This window comes from Mycobacterium celatum, assembly GCF_002101595.1.
In the GTDB taxonomy this organism is placed as follows: domain Bacteria; phylum Actinomycetota; class Actinomycetes; order Mycobacteriales; family Mycobacteriaceae; genus Mycobacterium; species Mycobacterium celatum.
In genome coordinates, this window is the sequence record NZ_LQOM01000035.1 from 93,222 (window position 1) to 116,958 (window position 23,737).

General features: G+C 66.6%; 22 protein-coding genes and 2 pseudogenes. 12 read left to right on the forward strand and 12 right to left on the reverse strand.

All coding sequences use genetic code 11. From position 1 onward, the window contains the following. The first annotated feature begins 62 nt into the window (after positions 1-62). From AWB95_RS15805 to AWB95_RS15820, 4 genes are all read left to right on the forward strand, one after another. Positions 63-1,460: an IS1380 family transposase gene (locus AWB95_RS15805; protein ID WP_085168387.1), complete on the forward strand. Its 1,398-nt coding sequence runs from the start codon at positions 63-65 to the stop codon at positions 1,458-1,460. 172 nt (positions 1,461-1,632) lie between these two features. Further along, a complete protein-coding gene (locus AWB95_RS23310; protein ID WP_169714688.1) occupies positions 1,633-1,803 on the forward strand; it encodes a hypothetical protein in 171 nt (56 codons plus the stop codon). Positions 1,804-1,950: 147 nt separating this feature from the next. Further along, positions 1,951-3,111: a glycoside hydrolase 5 family protein gene (locus tag AWB95_RS15810; protein ID WP_085168388.1), complete on the forward strand. Its 1,161-nt coding sequence runs from the start codon at positions 1,951-1,953 to the stop codon at positions 3,109-3,111. Positions 3,112-3,694: 583 nt separating this feature from the next. Beyond that, positions 3,695-4,126 carry an anti-sigma factor antagonist gene (locus tag AWB95_RS15820; RefSeq protein WP_084707084.1) on the forward strand — a complete coding sequence of 144 codons (432 nt, stop codon included), beginning with the start codon at positions 3,695-3,697 and terminating at the stop codon, positions 4,124-4,126. A gap of 66 nt (positions 4,127-4,192) precedes the next feature. Here AWB95_RS15820 and AWB95_RS15825 read toward each other — a convergent pair whose 3' ends face one another. Further along, positions 4,193-5,137 (reverse strand): esterase family protein, encoded by a 945-nt coding sequence (locus AWB95_RS15825; RefSeq protein WP_062539716.1) that lies wholly within the window; start codon positions 5,135-5,137, stop codon positions 4,193-4,195. A gap of 323 nt (positions 5,138-5,460) precedes the next feature. On the opposite strand from AWB95_RS15825, the gene AWB95_RS15830 reads away from it, so the two are divergent. Both AWB95_RS15830 and AWB95_RS15835 read left to right on the forward strand, forming a co-directional pair. Further along, a complete protein-coding gene (locus AWB95_RS15830) occupies positions 5,461-6,207 on the forward strand; it encodes a cutinase family protein (RefSeq protein ID WP_062539717.1) in 747 nt (248 codons plus the stop codon). Positions 6,208-6,384: 177 nt separating this feature from the next. Beyond that, a complete protein-coding gene (locus AWB95_RS15835; protein ID WP_062539718.1) occupies positions 6,385-7,038 on the forward strand; it encodes a phosphate signaling complex PhoU family protein in 654 nt (217 codons plus the stop codon). A gap of 4 nt (positions 7,039-7,042) precedes the next feature. On the opposite strand, the gene AWB95_RS15840 is transcribed toward AWB95_RS15835, so the two are convergent. Further along, positions 7,043-8,272 (reverse strand): GNAT family N-acetyltransferase, encoded by a 1,230-nt coding sequence (locus AWB95_RS15840; RefSeq protein WP_062539719.1) that lies wholly within the window; start codon positions 8,270-8,272, stop codon positions 7,043-7,045. Between the two features lie 169 nt (positions 8,273-8,441). On the opposite strand from AWB95_RS15840, the gene AWB95_RS15845 reads away from it, so the two are divergent. Further along, the gene (locus AWB95_RS15845; RefSeq protein ID WP_062539720.1) at positions 8,442-10,787 is read left to right on the forward strand and encodes an MMPL family transporter; all 2,346 of its coding nucleotides are present in this window, start codon (positions 8,442-8,444) and stop codon (positions 10,785-10,787) included. On the opposite strand, the gene AWB95_RS15850 is transcribed toward AWB95_RS15845, so the two are convergent. Further along, positions 10,784-11,695, reverse strand: a complete 912-nt coding sequence (locus tag AWB95_RS15850; RefSeq protein WP_062539721.1) for a DMT family transporter — start codon at positions 11,693-11,695, stop codon at positions 10,784-10,786. The two genes, AWB95_RS15845 and AWB95_RS15850, sit on opposite strands and share 4 nt — an antisense overlap. Before the next feature lie 68 nt (positions 11,696-11,763). Between AWB95_RS15850 and AWB95_RS15855 the strand changes: the two genes are divergently transcribed. Then, positions 11,764-13,200, forward strand: a complete 1,437-nt coding sequence (locus AWB95_RS15855) for an RtcB family protein (RefSeq protein WP_062539722.1) — start codon at positions 11,764-11,766, stop codon at positions 13,198-13,200. Positions 13,201-13,226: 26 nt separating this feature from the next. Then, positions 13,227-13,619: an archease gene (locus AWB95_RS15860; protein WP_238600910.1), complete on the forward strand. Its 393-nt coding sequence runs from the start codon at positions 13,227-13,229 to the stop codon at positions 13,617-13,619. A gap of 3 nt (positions 13,620-13,622) precedes the next feature. On the opposite strand, the gene AWB95_RS15865 is transcribed toward AWB95_RS15860, so the two are convergent. The 4 genes and pseudogenes from AWB95_RS15865 to AWB95_RS15880 all read right to left on the reverse strand — a co-directional run bounded on the left by AWB95_RS15865 (position 13,623) and on the right by AWB95_RS15880 (position 16,812). Then, on the reverse strand, positions 13,623-15,092 hold the full coding sequence (locus AWB95_RS15865; protein ID WP_062539723.1) for a flavin-containing monooxygenase: 1,470 nt from the start codon (positions 15,090-15,092) through the stop codon (positions 13,623-13,625). Between the two features lie 77 nt (positions 15,093-15,169). Beyond that, a pseudogene (locus tag AWB95_RS15870) lies at positions 15,170-15,418 on the reverse strand (hypothetical protein); the annotation flags it as partial. A 438-nt stretch (positions 15,419-15,856) separates the two neighbouring features. Further along, positions 15,857-16,270, reverse strand: coding sequence for a ChaB family protein (locus AWB95_RS15875; RefSeq protein ID WP_062539725.1), 414 nt, complete (start codon positions 16,268-16,270; stop codon positions 15,857-15,859). Between the two features lie 17 nt (positions 16,271-16,287). Further along, positions 16,288-16,812, reverse strand: coding sequence for a DUF1360 domain-containing protein (locus AWB95_RS15880; protein ID WP_062539726.1), 525 nt, complete (start codon positions 16,810-16,812; stop codon positions 16,288-16,290). Between the two features lie 186 nt (positions 16,813-16,998). Between AWB95_RS15880 and AWB95_RS15885 the strand changes: the two genes are divergently transcribed. Next, entirely contained in the window at positions 16,999-17,673 is a 675-nt protein-coding gene (locus tag AWB95_RS15885; protein WP_062539727.1) for an HAD family hydrolase, read from the forward strand. Positions 17,674-17,684: 11 nt separating this feature from the next. Here AWB95_RS15885 and AWB95_RS15890 read toward each other — a convergent pair whose 3' ends face one another. Next, on the reverse strand, positions 17,685-18,368 hold the full coding sequence (locus AWB95_RS15890) for a class I SAM-dependent methyltransferase (protein ID WP_062539733.1): 684 nt from the start codon (positions 18,366-18,368) through the stop codon (positions 17,685-17,687). Positions 18,369-18,414: 46 nt separating this feature from the next. On the opposite strand from AWB95_RS15890, the gene AWB95_RS15895 reads away from it, so the two are divergent. Next, positions 18,415-18,834: a MarR family winged helix-turn-helix transcriptional regulator gene (locus AWB95_RS15895; RefSeq protein WP_099539624.1), complete on the forward strand. Its 420-nt coding sequence runs from the start codon at positions 18,415-18,417 to the stop codon at positions 18,832-18,834. Positions 18,835-18,903: 69 nt separating this feature from the next. Here the strand turns inward: AWB95_RS15895 and AWB95_RS15900 are convergent, their stop codons facing one another. The 3 genes from AWB95_RS15900 to rpsB all read right to left on the reverse strand — a co-directional run bounded on the left by AWB95_RS15900 (position 18,904) and on the right by rpsB (position 22,026). Next, positions 18,904-20,319 carry an amidase gene (locus AWB95_RS15900; protein ID WP_062539729.1) on the reverse strand — a complete coding sequence of 472 codons (1,416 nt, stop codon included), beginning with the start codon at positions 20,317-20,319 and terminating at the stop codon, positions 18,904-18,906. 62 nt (positions 20,320-20,381) lie between these two features. Further along, complete coding sequence (gene tsf / locus AWB95_RS15905; RefSeq protein WP_062539730.1) at positions 20,382-21,197, reverse strand: translation elongation factor Ts; 816 nt, start codon at positions 21,195-21,197, stop codon at positions 20,382-20,384. 1 nt (position 21,198) lies between these two features. Then, entirely contained in the window at positions 21,199-22,026 is an 828-nt protein-coding gene (gene rpsB / locus AWB95_RS15910; RefSeq protein ID WP_062539731.1) for a 30S ribosomal protein S2, read from the reverse strand. 274 nt (positions 22,027-22,300) lie between these two features. Here rpsB and AWB95_RS15915 point away from each other — a divergent pair. Next, a pseudogene (locus AWB95_RS15915) lies at positions 22,301-22,747 on the forward strand (peptidoglycan DD-metalloendopeptidase family protein); the annotation flags it as partial. A 79-nt stretch (positions 22,748-22,826) separates the two neighbouring features. On the opposite strand, the gene AWB95_RS15920 reads toward AWB95_RS15915, so the two are convergent. Next, a complete protein-coding gene (locus tag AWB95_RS15920; RefSeq protein ID WP_085168391.1) occupies positions 22,827-23,729 on the reverse strand; it encodes a tyrosine recombinase XerC in 903 nt (300 codons plus the stop codon). Between the last annotated feature and the right edge of the window lie 8 nt (positions 23,730-23,737).

The window sequence follows — 23,737 nt, forward strand, 5'->3', positions numbered from 1 at the left end:
CCTGCAAGGGATAATTGGACTTCTCTACGGTTCAAAGATCCTGACGGGAAGGCACTTCGCAGGTGAAGAATATCGCGGTGGCATCGCGGATGAAAGTGTCCGCCGACGGCCATGGTGTCGTGTCGCATGCCGGGATGGCCATGGTGCGTGAGCTCGCCGACCGGACCGGGTTATCGGCGCAGGTCACCGCCGCGTTGGCAGACACCTATCGCGGCCCGTGGGTGTATGCGCCCGGGGATGTCTTCGCTGATCTGGCTGTCGCGGTCGCCGACGGGGCGGACTGCATCGACGCAGTCGGACAACTGTGCGGCGACCGTGAGCATGTGTTCGGTGCGAAAGCCTCGACGACCACGATGTGGCGGCTGGTTGATGAGCGGATCGACGCCGCGCACCTGCCGCGGGTGCGTGCCGCCCGGGCTGTGGCGCGAGCGGCGGCGTGGGCCGCCGGAGCCGCTCCCGCACCGGGTGGCTGGTTGCACATCGACATCGACGCCACCCTGGTGATCGATCACTCCGATAATAAGGAGAAGGCGGGGGCTACCTGGAAGAAGACCTTCGGTCTTCATCCGCTGCTGGCGTTTCTGGACCGACCGGGGATCGCCGGCGGGGAAGCGCTGGCCGGGCTGCTGCGCGCCGGCAACGCCGGCTCCAACACCGCCGCAGACCACGTCACCGTCCTGGCTCAGGCGCTGGCGTCGCTGCCCGCGGCGTGGCGGCCCGACCCCGACGATCCTGACGCGGCCCAGGTGCTGGTGCGCTGCGACACCGCCGGGGCGACCCATGATTTCGCGACGGCCTGCCGCTCCGCGGGGGTGGGGTTCTCCTTCGGATATCCCGTCGATTGGCGGGTGCAAGACGCGGTGGACACCCTCAACCTCGGTTCTGCCTGGTATCCGGCGATCGACACCGACGGCGCTATCCGCGACGGCGCGTGGGTTGCCGAGGCCACCGACCTGGTCAACCTGTCATCGTGGCCGGCCGGCACGAGACTGATCCTGCGTAAGGAACGCCCCCACCCGGGCGCACAGTTGCGGTTCACCGACGCCGACGGCATGCGGGTCACTGCCTTCATCACCGACACCCCGGCCGGTCTAGTGCCCGGGCAAGTCGCCGGTCTGGAGCTACGGCACCGTCAGCACGCCCGCATCGAGGACCGCATCCGCGAACTCAAAGCCACCGGCCTGCGTAACCTGCCGTGTCACGCCTTTGACGCCAACGCCGCCTGGCTCGAAATCATCCTGGCCGCAGCCGACCTGGTCACCTGGGCACGGCTCATCGGATTCACCAGCCATCCCGGCCTGGCCCGCGTCGAGATCACCACCTTCCGCTACCGAGTCCTGCACGTCGCAGCCCGCATCACCCGCGGCGCCCGCCAACTACGGCTACGCCTCGACGCCACCTGGCGGTGGGCATCACAGATCGCGGCCGCCTGGCAACACCTGCGCACCGCCTTTGGATAACCAGCCGATCACCCGACCCACCAACCCTGAAAGACCCACCGGCCCCAGGAAAGCCCGCCCCACCCGGCGACACGGGACCACTCAACCACGCCAACACACCAAAACCACTACCCACCAACACAATCCAGCGATAGAACCGACTCCGCATCAATTCGATGCAAAATCCGGGCTAATGGGACGAGAAAGCGCCAAACACAACCCCCGTGAGGATGACCAGCTCAAACATGAGCTGCGCGGGACGTCACAAGGGAACCGTCCCAGTCGCGCCGAGGAATGGCGCGACCCCGAGCCGCCGGCCGACGACGACCCGGACGTCCCGACCGCCGGTCCGGCGGCCCCGTAACAGGCCGCCGGCAACGGCGATTCGACTCCTGCGCCGACACCCAAACCCGTTTGGGGGCAGTGGGATTGGTGTAGACTGGTGTTGTGCGGGTGGAGTGACTCCCGCCGCTCCTTAAGAACATAATGTCAGCCCGCGGTTAGGCGGCTCATGCGTCGTCGGACGGTCCTGAAGCTGCCGGTGGTGCTTGTCGCAGGCGCAGCACTGGCCCAAATACCGCGTGCCAGCGCGGAGGAACCGGGCCGGTGGCCGGCCGACCGTGCGCACCAGTGGTATCGAGCGCAAGGCTGGCTGGTGGGCGCCAACTACATCACCTCCAATGCGGTCAACCAACTCGAGATGTTCCAGGCCGAAACCTTCGACCCGCGCCGCATCGATATCGAGTTGGGCTGGGCCCGGTTGCTCGGGTTCAACTGTGTGCGGGTCTTCCTGCACGATCTGCTGTGGGTCCAGGATTACCGCGGCTTCCAACGACGTCTCGCGCAGTTCGTCGGGATTGCGGCGCGCCACGGCATCAAACCGCTGTTCGTGTTGTTCGACTCGTGCTGGGATCCGCTCCCCAAACCGGGCGAGCAAGCCGCACCGCGGCCCGGGGTCCACAACTCCCGCTGGGTGCAGAGCCCGGGCGCCGAGCACCTCGGTGACCCCGCATACGTCCGCGTCCTCCGGGAATATGTCACGGGCGTGTTGGCCCAGTTCCGCGGCGATGACCGCGTTTTGGGCTGGGATCTGTGGAACGAACCCGACAATCCCTCCCGCGTGTACCGTCAGTTCGAGCGAAAAGACAAGCAGGAACTCGTCGCAGGCCTGCTTCCCCAGGTGTTCCGGTGGGCACGTTCTGTCGACCCGAGTCAGCCGTTGACAAGTGGGGTGTGGCGTGGCGTCTGGGGAGATCCCTTGCGGCGCAGCGTCATTGCGGACGTCCAACTCGGCAATTCGGACGTCATCTCGTTCCATAACTATGGCCGGCCGGCAGCGTTCGAGGCGCGGATCGCCGAGCTGCTGTCATTCGGGCGACCGATTCTGTGTACCGAGTACCTGGCCCGGCCACTGGGCAGCACCATCGAGGGAATCGTGCCAATCGCGAAGCGGTACAACGTCGCAGCGCTCAACTGGGGTCTGGTGGCCGGCAAGACCCAGACCTACTTCCCGTGGGACTCGTGGGAGCACCCCTACACGGCGATGCCGAAGGTGTGGTTTCACGACCTGCTCCAGCCGGACGGGCGGCCCTACCAAGACACGGAGGTCACAGCGATTGCGCCGATCGATCGGCTGGTCATGCCGCCGGGCGCGCGGGAGCAGAGCCACTGACGAGCGCCTCTGGCGGCCCCGCCGGAAAAGTTCGCAGAAAATCAGCGAAAGTCTGTTTCGAGCTGTTCAATTGTGGGTAGGCGGCGACCATGGACGTAACTGCGCCCGGGCACCAGCGCGCAGGTGGTCAACGCCCAGTCGGTGGCCCACCGCTTCCGGCTGACTGAGAGGTACGGCAATGGGAACGGCGTCTGCGACACACGGCGGCACCACTGCACTGACGGAGCCGGCGACGGCGGCGGAGCTACTCCGACTACTCCACGTCGAGCATGAGCCGGTCGCCAAGCAGTGGCCGGTAATCACCGAGTGGTTGACGGATCATAAGGCGACTATTTCGTTGAGGTGCAGCTTGCGCGCCAACGGCTACGGATACCTGCTGAGGAAAGCGAGGCAGGGGGCTCCCCCGATCGGCAGCATCACGGCGCCCACCCACCATCCATAGGCTGCATTTCTTTCGGACAATTCCCAGAAAAGCCTGGACATGGTGGCCCGTCGGGGTTACTAATGAGTATCCCCTGTCTTCAGAAGCGTAGGGCCGGCATCCATCGGAGGCGTCCACGTGGCGCACGGTAGGAGTGCGTCGATGAGCTCTGCGACAATCAAAGTTTCTCGCTCCCGGGCTAATTCGCGCCCGCGGTCCCTTTCCCAACCCGCTGCGCCGCCCGGCGCGCTGAATGCCACCACGTCGCAGCGCGGCCGGGCGGTGATCATCTCGGTTGCGGGTGAAGTAGACGCGAGCAACGAAGGCGACTGGAGATACCTACTGGCCGAGATGGTCGCGCTCGCCACCGTGCCCGGTCGGGTCGTGGTCGATGTTCGCGACCTCGACTTCATGGGCTGCTGCGCATACACGGCGCTGGCCCGCGAGGCGGAACGCTGCCGGCGCCGCGGCCTGAACCTGTGCCTGGTCAGCCAGGACCCGATCGTCGCGCGAATCGTGGCGGCTTGTGGGCTGCGCTGGCTACTGCCGATGTATCCGACCACCGAAGCCGCGTTGGGCATCCAGGAGCGGTAAGCACCAGCTTGACTGCCGACACATCGACGGCGAAAAAGTGTGGCCACCAACGCTTTACGTGCGGCGTCAGGCAGCTCCTGCTCCGGCTCCCAGCGTGCTTTGCATGTCCGGCTTCATGGCTGCCAACTGGGCACCCCAGTAACCCCAACTGTGCACGCCGTTGCTGTCGATGTTGAACGTCGCGTTGTGACCGCCGGCGCCGGTGTAGGCGTCCCGGAAGGTGACATTGCTCTGCAGAATGATTTGCTCGATCACCTGGCCCGGCAAACTGCCCTGACCGATGGCTTCCGACGGTGTGCCGTTGCCGCTGTAGATCCACAGCCGGGTATTGTTGCCTGCCAATCGTCCGGCCTGCACAGTGGGATCGTTGCGCTGCCAGCCCGGGCCGCCGACTGGTCCCCACATGTCCTCGGGGTTGAAGCCGCCCTCGTCGTTCATCGCGAGCTTGATCAGGCTGGGCCCATTGCCGCTGGAGGGGTTCAACAGCGCCGACAGCGAGCCGGCATAGGCGAATTGCCCCGGGTGGTAGGCCGCCAGGATCAACGCGGACGACCCGGACATGGACACCCCCACCACCGCGTTGCGGTTCGACCGGACGCCTTTGCCCGACAGATAGCCGGGCAGCTCACTGGTCAAAAAGGTTTCCCACTTGTAGGTTTGGCCGTTCGCCGACCCATACCAATCGGAATAGAAGCTCGAGTGCCCGCCTACCGGCGCCACCACCGATATACCGGAACCGGCGTAGTCGTTGAATGCGTTGGTTTCGATGTCCCACCCGCTGCGGTCCTCACGAGCCCGCAAGCCGTCGAGCAGGTAGACCGCCGGCGCTCCGCCGCTTTGGAATTCGACGGTGATGTTATGACCCATACTCGCCGAGGGCACCTGCAGAAATTCCGGCGCAGCCGCCCGTGCGCGCGGCACGCTCCCGACACCGGCGAGCCCCGGCAGTGCGGCGACCGCGACGCCGGCAACCAGTAGTCGACGTATCCAGCGCTCCTTGTTCCCGTTCATCCCCGCTCCTTTCCATTCAGGGGGATTCCCAATTGGGTTCTCGGCCGCCCGGCCAAGTCATCTCGGTACCGCGGTGGCGCGCTGGGACAGCCATTCGGCGGCCCGCCCTGCCATCCCGTCACCTTTTGTCTGCGCACCCTGGATCCACCGACCCGGAGGTTCTGGGAGTACCCATCGCAGCGCTGTTTCTACCGCTTCTGCCGCCGATGAATCGCCGCGATGTGTCGCGTCAAACGGGCCGTTTCAGAGCTGGATTCAAGCCCTCAATAAATTGCCAAAAAAATTTCAGTTTGGGCGGGCGCTTGCATGGGCACCTATGCGGCATGATCGCACATCACAACATCATTCGTTTCCTTGGTCCCGCGGCGATCGCCGCAGGCGGCCTCGGCGCTTCCGTCCTTGCCGGCCTTGCTGCCGCCCCATCCGCGTCTGCCCAACCGTGCCCCGACGTAGAAGTGGTCTTCGCCCGGGGAACGGGCGAAGAGCCTGGCGTGGGCCCCACCGGGCAGGCGTTCGTCGACGACCTGCACAACCGGGTCGGCCCACGCTCGTTCGACGTCTATCCGGTCAACTACCCGGCCAGCGACCAATGGGAGACCGGCCTCGAGGGCATTCGCGACGAAGGTGCTCACGTCGTTTCCACGGCACGGACCTGCCCCAACACCAAGATGGTGCTCGGCGGCTATTCCCAGGGCGCGGCGGTGACGGGCTTCGTCACCTCGGCGGCAATACCAGACGGGGTAGACCCGGCGACCGTCCCGAAACCGCTGGACCCCAGCATCGCCGACCACGTCGCCGCCGTCGTGCTGTTCGGAATGCCCAATGTCCGGGCCATGAACTTCCTCGGCGAGCCGCCGGTCGTCATCGGCCCGGCCTATCAGAGCAAGACCATCAAGGTCTGCGCCCCCGAGGACCCGGTCTGCTCGGACGGCATGAATTTCGCCGCGCACAACGCCTACGCCGACGACGGCGCAATCATCGACCAGGGCGCGGCGTTCGCCGCCAGTCGCGTCGGCGCAAACTCCACCGGGCTGGCGCCGGGCACGTCGGCTGGAGGCTTTGGCGAGTGAGTTGAGGGCAGCTACCGGCCGGCTCACCTGCCCGAGCGGCCTAAGCCGAAAAGTCAATACCAGGAAGCTATTTGAGCTTCCCGGAACTGATGCGCGCGTCGAAGCGGTTCGTGTCCCAGTTCGGTAACAAACCGTGGCGAGTGGTTTAGCCGTTGCGCCGCAAGCTGATTCATAATCATGAAAAGCCGGTTCCAGTACGAGCTGTCGGGACTAACCGCACAGCTCGCACAGATGTGTGTCATGGCCGGGCAGGCAATGAACGATGCCACGCTCGCCTTGCTACAGACCGACGCGGGCGTGGCCGACGGTGTCATCCTGCGTCACGAGGACATTTCGGCGATGGGTTCCAGCGCGGAGGAAACCGCGTTCCTTTTGCTTACCTCGCAAGCGCGGATGGCCGCCGACCTGCGCTCGGTCGTCAGCGCGCTCCACATCACCACCGATGCGGAACGCATGGGCGAATTGGCGGTGCGGGTTGCCGAGATCGCACGCCGCCGCCGCTCAGGCCACGCGGTGCCCGACGAAGTGGTCGGCCCGATCGCCGACATGAGCGCATTGGCGGTGGCACAAGCCCGAACAGCCCAGGAAGCGTTGCTGTCCGGAGACCGACGAACGCCCGCGCACGCGCTGCATGACCATGCCGTCGTCAAGGAGTTGCACCGCCGGCTGCTGACGGGGCTCATCGACAAGGGCCGGGCCGGCACTGCCGACGTCGACGTTGCCCTTGCGGGCTGCCTATACGAGCACTTCTCCGACCACGCCGTCCACATCGCCCGCCACGTGGTTTCCGGACACCCTGCACACTACGAGCGTCCGGCGCTGAGCGGCTAGCACATCAAAAGAGCGTGCCGCAATACGGTGCACGCTCGGTACAAAAGGCCGCATCGAGGTCATGTAGCGCACCAACATTCAGCTCGGTGATGCGATTCGCTCGATGCAACTCCGAGGCGCGATGCGCACCCATGTAGATTGTTCCCAGTTCCCCCAGCCCGATTCGGATGTCCGGCGATCCTTCATGCGGGACGCATTTGCCGACGCCGTCACGGGTCTGCAGCAAGAACTGTCCCCCGGCGACGCCCAGCGGATCCATGACGTCCAGCACCACGTCGACGTCGGCGGAGTACACGCGTGCCCCGAGCGCCTCGGGCACATTCATGATCCTCAGCCAAAGGAAATCACCCAGGCATGTCGTCTGGGCGGCGGCCTGGTCTTGGAATTTGAGCGGAAGCGGATCGTCGACCGGGACCTCGATCTCGATACTGTCGAACATCTCCAAGCCCGACAACGTCGCAAGAAGCTCGGTGTGGGCTTCGTCCGTGACAGGGCAGAAATCTTGGATCACCACAGAGCCGAAAGGTGGCCGAAAGGCATGCGCCGGTGCACCAACCACGCGGTACGTCAGGAAGCCGTCGGGATGGATGACGAAATTGAGCGACGATCCGTTGTCGCGCTGCGTCACTCGGTCTTCCAAAAAGTCGGCCCACCACGCGCTGTCCCGGCTCAGGGCCCCGGGTGTTTTGGCGCACCATCGGTCATAAATCTCGGGTAAGTGGCTTTCCGCCTGGGCGGCACGAACCTCCCGGGCCGGGTTTTGCGTGGGCGCAGCCCGCAGTCTTGTTGAATGCGGATCGATTTGGTACGTCCGGGCATAACTTGCCACGCCGGCGCCCAAGATTTCGTAAACTGGCGGCCGGGTCGGAACACCGCACAGGATCGGATAACCACGGTCTTGAAGTATTGCGAAGCCCTGGAAGCTGACCTGCTGCCAAATTCCCCTTCGCTGATGTGTTGCCGCGACCGTGATCATCGCCAGCCATGCGGCCTCGAGGCTGGCACCACCCGGCACGGTGAGCCGCAGCCGGTAGTACAGAGAGGTACCGACCAGGAAAGGGTGCTCCGGATCGGAGATATCCTCGGCGACCAGAATGTCCTCGGGTTTGACCTTGCGTTTCCAGGCCTCGATATCCCGCGGCTCCACAGAATTGCCGTATACCCGGGCCTGGTTCTCGTAGACCGCATCCAAGTCGTCGTCGTTGGCAAATCGAATTCTGATCGTGTCATCCATGGAGTTTCAGCTCGCCTTACTGGTCGAGGCCTCTTAAGGGTGCAGCTTCGGTCTGCGTACCCACCCGGCGACGCGGCCAACCACGATGACACCGGGCCATGCGTGGTCCGGCAGCCCGGATCGGGTATAGCGGTAGGGGCCGGGAAATCGACCGCGGGAGGACGCCGAGATGCTGCACGCAATCACCCGACTGGCCATCGCGGCGCCGCGACGCATCATCGGGGTCGCCGTCGTGGTGGTGCTGGCGGCCGCCGTGTTCGGGGTCCCGGTGGTCAACAGCTTGTCGGCCGGGGGTTTTCAAGACCCGACGTCGGAGTCGGCGCGGGCAACCGAGCTGCTCCGGGACAAGTTCGACCAAACCGATCAGAAGATGATGATCGTGATCACCGCACCCGCCGGCGCCCGCAGCGATCAGGCGCGCCGCGTCGGCACCGACATCGTCGACCAGCTGAAACGGTCGCCGTGGGTGCTCAACGTGTCGTCGGCGTGGACGTCGCCGCCGCAGGCCGCCGCACGGTTGATCAGCAAGGACAACAAGTCCGGACTGATTGTCGCCAACCTCAAGGGCGGAGAAAACGACGCGCAGAAGTACGCCAAAACGCTTTCCGCACAACTGGTGCACGACCGCGACGGCGTCACCGTGCGCGCAGGCGGCATGGCTGTGGCGTACGCGGAGGTGAACCAGCAGAACGAGCGCGACCTGCTGATGATGGAGGCGATCGCGATTCCGCTGAGCTTCGCGGTACTGGTCTGGGTATTCGGCGGTCTGGTGGCGGCCGCACTGCCAATTGCCTTGGGCGGACTGGCCATTGTCGGCACCATGTCGGTGTTGCGGCTCATCAGCTTCGCCACCGACGTGTCTACGTACGCGCTGGATCTGAGCATCGCAATGGGTCTCGCGCTGGCCATCGACTACACCCTGCTGATCATCAGCCGCTACCGCCAGGAGCTGGTGCAGAGCAGCAGCCGTGAACAGGCGTTGTTTCGCACCATGGCAACCGCCGGGCGCACCGTGCTGTTCTCTGCGACCACTGTCGCGTTGTCGATGGCGGTGCTGATGGTGTTTCCGATGTACTTCTTGAAATCGGCCGGCTACACCGTGGTCGCCACGGCAGTCATTGTCGCGATAGCGGCCGTCGTCGTGACCCCGGCGGTCATCGTGCTGCTGGGTCCTCGGCTGGACGCGCTCGACGTGCGTCTGCTGGTGCGGCGACTGCTGCCCGCGCGGCCCGACTACGCGCGCAAACCGGTCAACCCGATGTTTTGGTACCGCTCAACGAGATTCGTGTTGCGCCACGCCGTCCCGGTCGGACTGAGCGTCGTCGCTCTACTGCTGTTGCTGGGGCTCCCGTTTTTGGGGGTGCGCTGGGGTTTTCCCGACGAACGCGTGCTGCCGCCGTCGGCGCCGTCGCGTCAAGTCGCCGACATGCTGGATCACGATTTCGCCGTCGACCTGGGCACGTCGCTGTTCGTCGTGGTCCCCGACGCCCGTGGGGTAAGCCTCGCCAACCTGGAACGCTACGGCGCCGAGCTGTCGCGCGTGCCGGACGTGCCGGCGGTGACGGCGCCGACTGCCACGTTTGTGAGCGGACGCCGGGTGGGCCCTCCCGGCGCGCCAACCGGCGTCGCGCACGGCAGCGCATTCTTGACGGTCGCCAGCACCGCGCCGCTTTTCTCGCACGCCTCGAACTCTCAACTCGATCGGCTGCACGAGGTCGCCGGACCGGGCGGGCGGTCGGTGCAGATAGCCGGGCTGGCCCAGACCAACCGCGACAGCGTCGACGCGCTGACCAAGCGATTGCCGACGGTGCTGTTGCTGATCGCCGTCATCACCTTCGCGCTGTTGTTCTTGCTCACCGGCAGCGTGGTACTGCCGCTGGAGGCGCTGGTGTGCAACGTGTTGTCGCTGACGGCCGCGTTCGGCGCCATGGTGTGGATCTTCCAGGCCGGTCATCTGGGCGCACTGGGGACCACCCCGACGGGAACATTGAATGCCAACATCCCGGTGTTGTTGTTCTGCATAGCATTTGGGCTGTCCATGGACTACGAGGTGTTCTTGGTCTCGCGGATCCGCGAGTACTGGCTGGCCTCCGGAGCCGCCCGGGGATTGCCGCCGGGTGCGGCCGATGCGCGCGCCGCCAACGACGAGAGCACGGCGTTGGGCATCGCCGGCATCGCCCGGGTGGTCACCGCCGCCGCACTGGTGATGTCGATTTCATTCGCCGCGTTGATTCCGGCACACGTGTCGTTCATCCGCATGCTCGGCCTCGGGCTGACTCTTGCGGTGCTGGCCGACGCCACCCTGGTGCGAATGGTCCTGGTGCCGGCCTTCATGCACCTGTTCGGTCCGTGGAGTTGGTGGGCGCCGAAACCGTTGGCGTGGCTGCACGAACGGTTCGCGCCCGGCGAAGCCGCGGCCGCCAAAGTGGCGCGCCGACATTGGGTGACCGAGGCGCCGACGCCCGCGGAAGATCTCGATCAGGAGCCGGCTTCCGCGGTGACGGAGGGCAGTTAGCGGGTCACGTGCGTCAGCTGCAGGCGCCGCCGGGATCTCTCCTCGGCGCCCATACGCGCGGCGATGGCCTCCACGCGCGCGAGCTGGACGATGGCGGTCATCATCGCCAGGGCTGCGAGCGTCAGACCGACCATCCCGGCGGGACCGGTGTTGAGCGTTTCACCCAGAACGACGACACCCAGCACTGCGGCCACCACCGGCTGCGACACCTGCAGCGTCGGCATCGACGCGGTCAGCGGCCCGGCCCGAAAGGCCGACTGGCTCCACACCAGACCCCCCAGCACGGCCAGGAGGCAGGCATACAACTCAGGTGCCCACACCAGCGCCCATCCGCCGTCGCCGAGCCGAGCGACCACCTCCTTGGTGAGCACCGCGAAAACCCCCCAGAGCGAGCCCGACACGAAGGCGAACAACACTGCGGCCACGGCGCCACCCCGGATGCGGCCGACCACCACGCATCCGGCCAGCAGCGGCCCCAACACGACGGCCACAGCGGCCCAGGTGTGCAGCGATGCGCTGGAACGACCGGCCTGCGGGTGACCGACGGTGACGATCACCGCCACCGCAGCAGTCAGCAGGCCGGCCCAGAACCACTCCTGGCCGGTGACCGCGCGCCGCGACAGTCGCGCGTTGATCGGCAGCGCGAACAGCAGCGAACACGTCAGCAGCGGCAGGACCAACAGCACCGAACCCTGACCCAGCGCGGCCGCCTGTAACCCGATGCTTGCGATCAGCACCAGGGCGCCCAACCACCAGCGGCCATCGCGCAGCAGCTTCGCCAGCAATTCGATGTGGCCGACCGGTCTGTCACTGATCCGGTGCGCCGCTCGTTGCTGCACTACGTCGCCGATCGCCACGCACAGCGCAGAACTCAACGCGAGCAGGGCCGCGAGCTGCATCGGGGTCATGGGCCCTGGTTACCCCATTTTTCGCGGCTACGAGAACCACATACCGCGGAAGAAGCGCAGGATGGGGTATGCGGATCTCACCGTCAGCGCTGATAGCGGAAACACCGTTTCGCTTCCGAATTGACCGATCCGGCGCCATGTTGGTGCCCGGAGTGATCTTCGCCTCGCGCTCGCTGCTGCCCGAGACCAACCTGGACCCGCTGCTACAACAAGTGGCGAACGTCGCGACCCTCCCGGGCATCGTCGAGGCGTCGTACGCGATGCCGGACATCCACCTGGGATACGGGTTTCCGATCGGTGGCGTGGCGGCCACCGATGTGCGCGACGGCGGCGTGATCTCGCCCGGCGGAGTCGGATTCGACATCTCGTGCGGTGTTCGGCTGCTGGCCGCCGACCTCGACCGGCAGGACTTCGGCCCGGTGGCCGGCAAGCTGATGGACGCGTTGAGCAAGCGGATCCCCCGGGGTGCGGGACCAGGGGCGGTGTGGCCGGATGTGAGCGGCAGTGAACTGGACGCCGTGCTTCGCGGCGGTGCGCGCCATGTGGTCGAGCACCGTGGCGGCTCTGCGCTCGACTTGGACCGCTGCGAAGACGGCGGCGCGTTCGACGACGCCGACGCCGGCGCGGTGAGCGAGCAGGCGCGCGCACGGGGAATGCGCCAGCTCGGCAGCCTCGGCTCGGGAAACCACTTCCTGGAAGTTCAGGCGGTGGCCGAGCTGTTCGACGAGCCGGTTGCCAAGGCGTTCGGGCTGCGCGTCGGGCAGGTTTGCGTGATGATCCACTGCGGCTCGCGTGGCCTCGGGCACCAGATCTGCACGGACGAGGTGCGTGCCATCGACCGCAGCATGGCCCGACACGGCGTTCGCGTTCCGGATCGCCAGTTAGCCTGCGCACCAATCGATTCCGGCGACGGGCGGCGTTACCTGGCGGCGATGTCGGCTGCGGCCAATTACGCTCGGGCCAACCGGCAGCTCCTCGGATCGTCGGCAAGCGATGTGTTCAGGTCGATCACCGGGACGAAGCTGGAACTGGTCTACGACATCTCGCACAACCTGGCCCGCATCGAGCGGCATGAGGTCGTCGGCCACACGCTCGAGCTCTGTGTTCACCGCAAGGGTGCGACCAGGGCGTTGCCCCCCGGACATCCTGATTTGCCAACGGATTTGGCTGACGTCGGGCAGCCGGTGCTGATTCCCGGCTCGATGGGGACGTCGTCGTATGTGCTGGCCGGGGTGCGGGGCGGCGCTGCGTTTCATTCGACATGTCACGGCGCCGGCCGGCGGCTGAGTCGTCATCAGGCGGCCCGCTCGGTGTCGCCGAAGGCCCTGCGGGACCAACTCGAGCGGCAGCAGGGAATTCAGGTCAGGGGCGCGTCTGCCCGCGGGCTGGTCGAGGAAGCGCCGTCGGCCTACAAGGACGTCTGCGAGGTCGTTGCCGTGGCCGAACAGGCCGGTCTGTGCCGCACGGTTGCCCGACTGGTGCCGCTGGGCGTGGTGAAAGGCTGACCGTGGCCGGCAGCGGGCATCGAACGGTGCCGCATCCGGCCGATGTGACGATCGAGGCGTGGGGACCCACACGCGAGGCATGCCTGGCCGAGGCGGTTGTCGGGTTGGCGGCCAGCTTCGTCGACCTCTCCGATGCGACCCCCGTCGACACCGTAACCCTGGAAATGGCCGCTGACGACGACGAGGACCGGCTGGTGGCGGCGCTCGACCAGCTGATCTATCTGGTTGACACGCAAGGAGTTGTCCCGCTGCGCGCCGACGTCGACATCGGTGCGCAAACCTTCCGGTTGACCGTGTCGGTGGCGTCGATAGACGAGGTCACACCGATCGGCGCGTCGCCGAAGGCGGTTGCTCTTTCCGGACTGGAGTTCCGGCACATCGGCAACGAGTGGCGCTGCCGCGCGACGATCGACGTGTGACAGCTAAGCTGCCAGGGAGACAGGCTTTTTGGCGAACCGCAACCCCTCGTCGTCGACCTTGCCGCGCCTGATCAACTGCACGTCGAGCAGATAGTTCTGGTTCAGCCGCCACGGCTTGCGTGAGCCCTGCTTGGGCAGCTCGTCGAGTTTGCGCAGCACATAGCCCGGGGTGAACTCCAGGAACGGCCGCTCCTCGACGTCCGGGGCCGGATCCTCGGGCACGACGACGTCGTAACCGTTGGCGTCCATGTAATTCAAGATGCGGCAGACGAACTCCGACACCAGATCGGCCTTGAGCGTCCACCCTATGTTCGTGTAGCCGACCGTGTAGGCCAGGTTGGGCAGGCCCGAGAGCATCATGCCCTTGTAGGCCATCGTCTGGGTCAGGTCCACCTCCTGCCCGTCGACCGTGCCGGTGGCGCCACCGAAGAGCTGCAGGTCGAGACCCGTTGCGGTGACAATGATGTCAGCGGTCAGTTCACGGCCCGAGCTGAGCTTGATGCCGGTCCGGGTGAACCGGTCGATGGTGTCGGTGACCACCTCGACTTTCCCGTGCCGAATGGCGCGGAACAGGTCGCCGTTGGGCACGACACACAGCCGTTGGTCCCACGGGTCGTAGCGGGGGCTGAAGTGCTTTTCGACCTCATAGCCTTCGGGTAGCTGGCGTTCGACAAGCCCCATCAAGATCTTCCGCATCCGCTGCGGGAACCGCCGGCACAGCTGATACAGCGCCACCTGCAGGACCACGTTCTTCCACCGGACGATGGTGTAGGCCTTGCCGTCGGGCAGTAACCGGTTGAGCCCGGCGGCGATTGGGTCACGCTCGGGCTGCGAGATGATGTAGCCCGGCGAGCGCTGCAGCATCGTGACATGCTTAGCGCCCGAATTAGCAAGTGCGGGAACCAAAGTCACCGAGGTAGAGCCGCTCCCGATGACGATGATGTTCTTGCCGGTGTAGTCCAAGTCCTCGGGCCAGTGCTGCGGGTGGATGATCGGGCCGGTGAAGTCCTCCGCGCCGGGAAAGGTTGGCGAGTAACCCTGCTCGTAGTTGTAGTAGCCGCTGCACAAAAACAGGAACGAGCAACTGATCGTGGTTTCCTGCCCCCGCGTCTCGACGCGCACGCTCCAGCGGCTCTCCGCGCTCGACCAGTCGGCGCCGACAACCTTGTGGTTGAACCGGATGTGCTTGTCAATGCCATACGTGGCCGCGGTGTCCTTGATGTACTCCAGGATCGACTGGCCGCCCGCGATGGCCTGGCTGCCGGTCCACGGGCGGAAACGGAAGCCCAAGGTGTACATATCTGAGTCGGAACGGATGCCCGGATACTTGAATAGGTTCCAGGTGCCGCCCATGTCCGGCCGCTTCTCCAGGATGGCGTAGCTCTTGGTGGGACAGCGCTCCTGCAGATGCCAGGCGGCACTTATCCCCGAAATGCCGGCTCCCACGATTACGACGTCGAAGTGTTCGCCCATAGCCCACGGTAGCAACAGATTGAGCAGCGGTTTTGGTTATCCGGCACGGCCCCGGGTGGTCGCCGCTTGCGGGGGTGACCGGGATCGCGGCCATTGCCGATGTGCCAGCTGACACACCAGATGAACCCAAACAGCGCACAGATGATCGACGTCGTGAACACCAAAACCGGCAACGCCACCCACGACGGGTTGTCGAACTTGCGGCCCATCCAGTCGGCGGCGCGAGCAAGCCAGCTGATCCGGTGCGTGCGGTGCGCATACCCGGTCCACAGCATCGATGCGGCTACCACTGCCGCGGCGATCGACAGACCGATCACCTGGTTCAGCCCGGCACCACGCGCCGGCGCTTCGGCAAGAACAGCTACTCCCACGTCATTGCCTCCCGATCAAGACCACGAGTCTCAACTAGCGGGACAAGGCGTCGCTCACCCGCTGACACCACGCGCTCAATCTAATGAGCACGGATGTTCACTGAAAGTGACCGTACCACCACAATACCGATGCTCAAGCACTTAGCTGGTTTTGCCAGCTAGAGGTACAGGCGTTCACTCATCGAGGGTGAGCAGGGCGTGGTCGACATGCGCCGCGGAACCGCCAGTGCCCCCCGGTTAGCCCGTCGCGGCAGACCGTGCCGCGACAGCGCAGGGCAGTGCGCACGCCACGGCCACCGCCGTTTCGGCGGCGGTGACGACGTCAGCGTCGCCAGCTAGACCAGGGCGGTGATCACCCACCACAGCAGGATTTCGGTCAGCGCAGCAAACCGGTCACCGGGCCCGGGCACGACGGTTGGCCTTCTTGATCGCGTCGACCAACTCGGCCTTGTTCATCGTGGAGCGTCCCGGAACGTCGAGCCGGCGCGCGACGTCGAGCAGATGCTTCTTGCTGGCGTTGGCGTCGACGCCCTCCGCCGAGGGGATCGGGTTGCGCAGGCCACCACGCTCCGCACGCTTGTCCGACGGGCCCTTCTTTTTCTTCGGCTCCCAGTGGTCGCCGACCTTTTCGAAACTGCGCTTGAGCGCGGAATAGGCCACCCGGTGGGCCCGCTGCTCGCTGCCGTACTCTTCGGCGGCCGCATCGTGCGCTTTGGCGAACGTTCGCTGGGCGTTGGCGCTCGAGCGCTGAAGTGTGCTGGGCAGCTCGCTCTTCTTGGCTTTGCCGCCCTTCGTCGTCTTGGGCATGAATCCTCCTTGTTTTCTCAACCCTGCGCGGACTGCTGCGCCATCGCGTACGCGAGCTGCAAGAAGTCGGCGCCTGCCAGTGCGGTGAAACAGCCCGCCACCAGACGGGTGAACCGGGGCGCAAAGATCAGGCCGATGACAAATGCAGTGGCCACCCACATGTCCAGGCAGAACGGGCAGGTCAGCAGCTCGCCCAGGCTGTGGCGCAGTTGGCTGTCCTGCCGGGTTTCCTCCTGCACCTCGGCGGGTCCGCCGGTCCCGGCATACTCGGCCAACGGTGCCCGCAGCGGGCTGGTCACCGCGTCCTTGGTCAACGAACGTGACAGCTTGTGGGTCCCGCAGGTCACCGTGAGAAGGTCTTGAGTCCGCCACCGATCGGGCAGCTTGCGCCCGGTGAGCGAGGCGACGAGCGCCGTCACGGCTACTACCGTGCCGTATACGAACAGCACGACCAGGTATCCACCCAACGGCCGTGGGTTGTCGCCCCGGTAAGCATCGGCCTCCCGACGCGCGCGCTTGCCGATTTCCTTTACGTCGCCCACTACCCACTCCTCGAGGTCGGCTCCGGCACCCGGTTACCCGATGTCGGAGCCCGGCAATCACGCTTGAGTTGCGGCGACCCGCAGCGCCCGGCTGCGCCGCGCTTGCGATCGCCGCGATGGGTTGGCGGCGGCCCGACGGGGTATTCACGGGCAGGCAAACCACCGAGGAGAAAGGATCGCGCGGTCATGGTCGAACCCAAACCGGCTGTGCTCTTCGACGTCGACGGAACGCTGGTCGATTCCAACTTCCACCACGTCGTGGCCTGGCATCGAGCATTTCTCGACGTCGGCAAGGAGGTGCCGTGCTGGCGCATCCACGGGCTGATCGGCCGGTCGGGCTCGGAACTGGTTCAAATTCTGCTCGGCGACGAGTTCGCCGAGCTACACGGCGCCGACGTCGAAAAGCGCCACACCCGCTACTTCCTCGAGAGCGCATCCACGCTTCGCACACTTCCGGGTGCGCGCGAGCTGCTCGGCGCGATCTCCGAGCACGGCTGGCGGGCGGTGCTGGCGACATCCGCGGGCGAAGACGAGTTGGCCGTATTGCGCGACGTGCTCGACGCCGAAGACCTGGTCAGCGCTGTGACGTCGGCGGCCGATGCCGACAAGAGCAAGCCGCACCCGGACATCGTCACCAGTGCGCTGAAATGCATCGGCGCCCAGCCGGGCCAGGCCGTCTTTCTCGGCGACACCGTCTGGGACGTCCAGGCGGGCCGCCGCGCCGGTGTTCCGACCGCCGCGGTACTCAGCGGCGGTATCGCCCGGGAGGCGCTGGAACATGCCGGCGCGGCGGCGATTTACGCCGGTCCGCTCGACGTGCGGGCCCGCCTCGAAGAGTTCGGCCAACTCCTGCGGTTGTGACCGCCCGTCGCTCAGCCCAGGTGCGCGGACAGCAGCCAGGCGGGCACCGACTTGCGTCCGTTGCCCTCGTCGCGCAGATCCACCATGGGGAACTCCGGGGACGGGCCGTCCGGGAAGTTGGCGTGGATCCGTGCGGGCCGGATTTCGTCGATCGCCCAATACTTGGACACCACGTCGCGTAGCTCGTCTTCGGTGACCGGATTGGCCGGGCTCTCCGGCATGCCGGCGCGGTCGAAGACCAGCACAAAGTACGACGCGCCCGGCGCCGCGGCGCGGACGATCGACTGCTGGTATCCCTCGCGAAGCTCGACCGGCATCGAATGGAACAGGGTGCTGTCGATGATCGTGCCGAACCGGCCGTCATAGCCGGTGAACGAAGAGATGTCGGCGACCTCGAACGTGGCGTTGGTCAACCCCCGCCTGGCGGCCTCCGCGCGGGCCAACTCGATAGCCGTGGGCGATGCGTCCAGCCCGACGGTGTTGTGTCCCAACGCCGCTAGGTGCAGCGACACCGCCGCCTCACCACAGCCCGCGTCCAGCACGTCACCGTGGACCTTGCCCGCATCGATCAGCGCCGCGATCTCCGGTTGCGGCTCGCCGAGACTCCACGGCGGCCGCACGCCTTCGCCGAACTGGGGAGCCTCGCCGCGGTAGGCCGGGTCGAAATCGAAATCGAACTTCTGCGTTTCAGTCATGCCGTCCTGTATATCAATCTGGTTGATATATGTCAAGATGGTTGATGTGGGTCAGACGAACGACGCTCCGCTCGGCTATTTGCTGCACCGAGTCGGGGCAGCACTGCGTCCGGAGGTGACCGCCGCGCTGCGGCCGCTGGGGCTGTCGCTTCCCGAATTCGTTTGCCTGCGAATACTTTCCCTGTTCCCGGGGATGTCCAGCGCGGAGCTGTCGCGCTATGGCAACGTGACGCCGCAGGCGATGAACACGGTGTTGCGCCGGCTCGAAGACCTCGGCGCGGTGTCTCGGCCGGCTTCGGTGCCGTCCGGGCGGGCGCTACCGGCCACCCTGACCAGTGCCGGCCGGGCGCTGCTGAAACGCGCCGAGGCCGCGGTGCGCGACGCCGATGCCCGCATCCTGAACAAACTGTCCGCGGCCGAGCAGCGTGAGTTCAAACGGATGCTCGACGCACTGGGGTCTGACTAGCGCGTCGAGCGTGAACTTAGCTTCACTTTCGGCATCGAACGTGAACCTAATTTCACTTTCGCCCGCAAGCTAGGCCGCGCCGTCCTGGATGCGCGGCCAGGGTCGCGCCTCTTCGAGTTCGTAGCTCAACTCCAGCAGTCGCGCCTCCTGCCCGAGGTCGGCGGAGAGCATCATGCCCACCGGCAGACCGTCCGCCGATTGGGCCAGCGGCAGCGATATCGCGGGTTCGCCGGTGACATTTTGCAGCGGCGTGAAGGCGACCCAGTCGATCAACCGGTCGATGATCTGCTGATAGTCGGCGGTCGGGTCGAGGTGACCGACCACCGGCGGCGGGTCGGCCACGGTCGGGGTGAGCACCGCATCGTAGGTCCGGAAGAACTGCGCGGTGCGCCGCCGCATCGCGCGCAGCCGCATGATCACCAGCGGCATCCGGTGCAGGTTGCGGCTGGCGTGTCGATACAGGCCCAGCGTCAGGTTGTCCAGCCGGGCGCGGTCAAAGCTCGCGCCGAAGAAATGCCGGCCGGTGCGTACCTGCAGGAGTGACAACAGCGACCAGTACAGCACAAAGTCTGCAATGAAACTGGTTGGCACCGGGGGGTTTTCGACGTGCTCGACCCGGTGGCCCAGTTCCTCGAGCAGGGCCGCGGACTTTAGCGTGAGGTCGCGGACTTCGGCGCCGCATTCGCGTTGCACCGAGCGGGTGATGACCGCGATCTTCAGCCGCTGCGTTGCGGGGTGCCGGATGTCGCCGACCGGCGGCAGCGCGGAATGCCGCCGGACCCGCTCGGCCTCGCGGTAGAAGGCCGCGGTGTCGCGCACGGAGCGGCTGAGCATGCCGTTGGCGACGATGCCGACCGGCAGCCGGCGCAACTCCCCATCCACCGGCAGCCGGCCCCGCGACGGCTTCAACCCCACCAACCCGTTGCAGGAGGCCGGGATGCGGATCGAGCCACCGCCGTCGTTGGCATGCGCAATCGGCACCACCCCGGCCGCAACGAACGCCCCAGACCCCGACGACGACGCGCCCGCGGTGTAGTCGGTGTTCCACGGGTTGCGCACCGGTCCCAGCCGGGGATGCTCGGCCGATGCGCTGAACCCGAATTCCGACATCTGTGTCTTGCCCAGCGGCGCCAGGCCGCTGAACAGATACAGCCGGGCGAAGTCGCTGTCGGCGCGCGCCGGTCTGGGCAGCCACGCGTCAGTGCCGTGCATCGTCGGCATACCGGCGACCTCGACGTTGTCTTTGACGAATGTCGGCACGCCGGAAAAGAATCCGGGCTTGGGTGGCTGTGCCGCCTCGGCGCGCGCCCGGTCGAACGCCTGATAGGCCAGGCCGTTCAGCGCCGGGTTGACCGCTTCGGTGCGGGCGATCGCCGCCTCGACGACCTCGGACCGGGACACTTTTCCGGACGTGATGGCGTCGGCCAGACCGACCGCGTCCAGATCCCCGAGGGCGTCGTCACCGAAGGCGTGCACGTGTCGCATGCCCGCACGCTATGCGATTTCGGCGCGATTATGTGCGCTGGGCGACGATTATCGCGCCGAAATCAGCTTTGGCCCACCTCGAAACGGACGAATCGGGTCACGGTGACGCCGGCCTCGTCGAGCAGCGCCTTGACGGTCTTCTTGTTGTCGGACACCGACGGCTGCTCGAGCAGCACGACGTCCTTGAAGAAGCCGCCCAGTCGGCCCTCGACGATCTTGGGCAGCGCCTGCTCGGGCTTGCCCTCGTTCTTGGCGGTCTCCTCGGCGATGCGGCGCTCGTTGGCCACCACGTCGGCGGGCACGTCATCGCGGCTCAAGTAACGGGCCTTGAGCGCGGCGATCTGCAGTGCGGCCGCGTGCGCTGCGTCTTTGTCGGAGCCGGTGTACTCGACCAGCACGCCGACCGCCGGCGGCAGGTCGGCGGCCCGCTTGTGCAGGTAGGTCTCGACGGTGCCGTCGAAGTAGGCCACGCGGCGCAGCTCCAGCTTTTCGCCGATCTTGGCCGACAGCTCGGCGATCGCCTGCTCGACGGTCTTGTCGCCGACCTTGGCTGCTTTGAGCGTGTCGACGTCGTTGGCCTTGGCGGCCGCCGCGGCGCTCACGATGTCATCCGCCAGCTTCTGGAACTCGGCGTTCTTGGCGACGAAATCCGTCTCGGAGTTCAGCTCGATCAGCGCGCCGTCCTTGGCGGCCACCAGACCCTCGGCGGTGGCGCGCTCGGCGCGCTTGCAGACGTCCTTGGCGCCCTTGATGCGCAGCGCCTCGACGGCCTTGTCGAAGTCGCCGTCGGTTTCGGCCAGCGCGTTTTTGCAGTCGAGCATGCCTGCGCCGGTGAGCTCACGCAGCCGCTTGACGTCGGCGGCGGTGTAGTTCGCCATCTCAGCCTTCCGTGGTGGTCGGGGTGTCAGTGGTGGTCTCGGCGCCGGCCACGGGGGTCGCCGAGGCCAGCAGCTCCTGCTCCCATTCGGCCAGCGGCTCGGCGGCCTCGGCCTCGGGCTTGCCGTCGCCGCGGCCCAGCCCGGCGCGGGCCTGCAGGCCCTCCGCCACCGCCGAGGCGATCACCTTGGTCAGCAGGGCGGCCGAGCGGATCGCGTCGTCGTTGCCCGGGATCGGGTAGTCGACCAGGTCGGGGTCGCAGTTGGTGTCGAGGATCGCGATCACCGGGATGCCCAGCTTGCGGGCCTCGCCGACGGCGATGTGCTCCTTGTTGGTGTCGACGACCCAGACCGCCGAGGGGACCTTGTTCATGTCGCGGATACCGCCGAGGCTGCGCTCCAGCTTGTTCTTCTCCCGGGTCAGGCCCAGGATCTCCTTTTTGGTGCGGCCCTCGAAGCCACCGGTCTGCTCCATGGCCTCGAGTTCCTTGAGGCGCTGTAGCCGCTTGTGCACGGTGGCGAAGTTGGTCAGCATGCCGCCCAGCCAGCGCTGGTTCACATACGGCATGCCGACGCGGGTGGCCTCGGCGGCGATGGACTCCTGCGCCTGCTTCTTGGTGCCGACGAACAGGATGGTGCCGCCGTGGGCGACGGTCTCCTTGACGAACTCGTACGCCTTGTCGATGAACGTCAGCGTCTGCTGCAAGTCAATGATGTAGATGCCGTTGCGGTCGGTGAAGATGAACCGCTTCATCTTGGGATTCCAGCGACGGGTCTGATGCCCGAAGTGGGTGCCGCTGTCAAGCAGCTGCTTCATGGTCACTACGGCCATGGGTGTGCCTAGCTTTCATGTGTCGGTTGTCGCCCGGCGACGGGTGAAGCCGGGCCCTGGTGTCTGCGGGATGCCGGACCCTTCGTTGCCGAGGGGACCGCGCGGCATCCGGTCGGCGGCAGACACGCGAAGTCAGCCCGCTTGACGCGAACTGCGCGGCCGAGTTTACACGCTGGTAGAAGGTGCTTTGTCCACAGCCCGGCTGGCGCGGTCGTCGCAACCGCATTGGACTGGTGCGGTGCGGTCGATTGCGGTCCTGTTGGCGACGGCGGTGCTGTGCGCTTTTCCGGCCGTCGCCGACGACGTGCGGCTGGACTGGCCGTTGCGGCCGCGCCCGGCGGTGGTGCGGGCGTTCGATGCTCCGTCGCCGGATTGGAACCGGGGCCACCGTGGCGTCGACCTGGCCGGTGTAGCGGGCCAGCAGGTGTACGCGGCCGGGCCGGCGACCGTGGTGTTCGCCGGGCTGCTGGCGGGCAGGCCGGTGGTGTCATTGGCCCATCCGGGCGGTCTGCACACCAGCTACGAGCCGGTACGGGCCGTGGTCCGGGCCGGGCAGCGGGTTGACGCCGGTTCGGTGATCGGCGAGTTGGTGGCCGGCCATGCCGGTTGCGGGGCCGCGGCGTGCCTGCACTGGGGAGCGATGTGGGGTCCGGCGTCGCGCGCCTACTACGTCGACCCGCTGGGTCTGCTGACGTCGACGCCGATCCGGCTCAAGCCGCTCCATTGATCGCCGAGTGTGGGATTGAGGCACGCCGCGGGCGGAAAAGCGTGACACAAGCCAACATTCGGCGGTGGAGCGATCAAGCCCGGGGGTGGGCCTGGTCGTGCACCTTACGTAACCGGGCGACCGTCACGTGCGTGTAGAGCTGGGTGGTCGCCAGACTGGAGTGGCCGAGCAGCTCCTGGACGACCCGCAGATCGGCCCCGCCCTCCAGCAGATGGGTGGCAGCGCTGTGCCGCAGCCCATGCGGGCCCATGTCGGGCGCGCCGTCGACCGCGGCCACGGTCTGGTGCACGACGGTGCGCGCCTGCCGCACGTCAAGCCGCCGGCCACGCGCGCCCAGCAACAGCGCCGGACCGGACTGCGCGGTGGCCAACGCGGGACGCCCGTCGGACAACCACGCCTCCAATGCCTCGGCCGCCGGCTCGCCGAACGGCGCGGTGCGCTGCTTGTCACCCTTACCGAGCACGCGCACCAGCCGATGGCCGGTGTCGACGTCGTCGATGTCCAGCCCGCACAGCTCGCTGACCCGGATGCCGGTGGCGTAGAGCAGCTCGACAATCAGCCTGTCTCGCAGCGCGAGCGGATCACTTTGCTGCGTGCCGGATTTCGCTGCGGCCATGGCGGCCAGGGCCTGATCCTGGCGCAACACGGCCGGCAGCGTGCGATGCGCCTTCGGCGTCTGCAGCCGGGTGGCCGGATCGTTGCTCAACAGGCCGCGCCGGGTCGCCCACGCGGTGAACGCCTTGACCGCCGAGGTGCGACGGGCCAGCGTGGTGCGGGCCGCACCAGATCCCGCTTGCATCGCCAGCCAAGAACGCAGCGTCGGCAGGGTCAGCGCGTCGAGACCCGATCCCGCGGCACGCTCTTCGACGAACGCGAACAGCGACCGCAGGTCACCGAGGTAGGCCCGCCGGGTGTGCGCCGACCGCCCGCGCTGCAGCGCCAGGTAGTCGTCGAACTCAGCGAGGATCGCTTCCACTCCCCCAC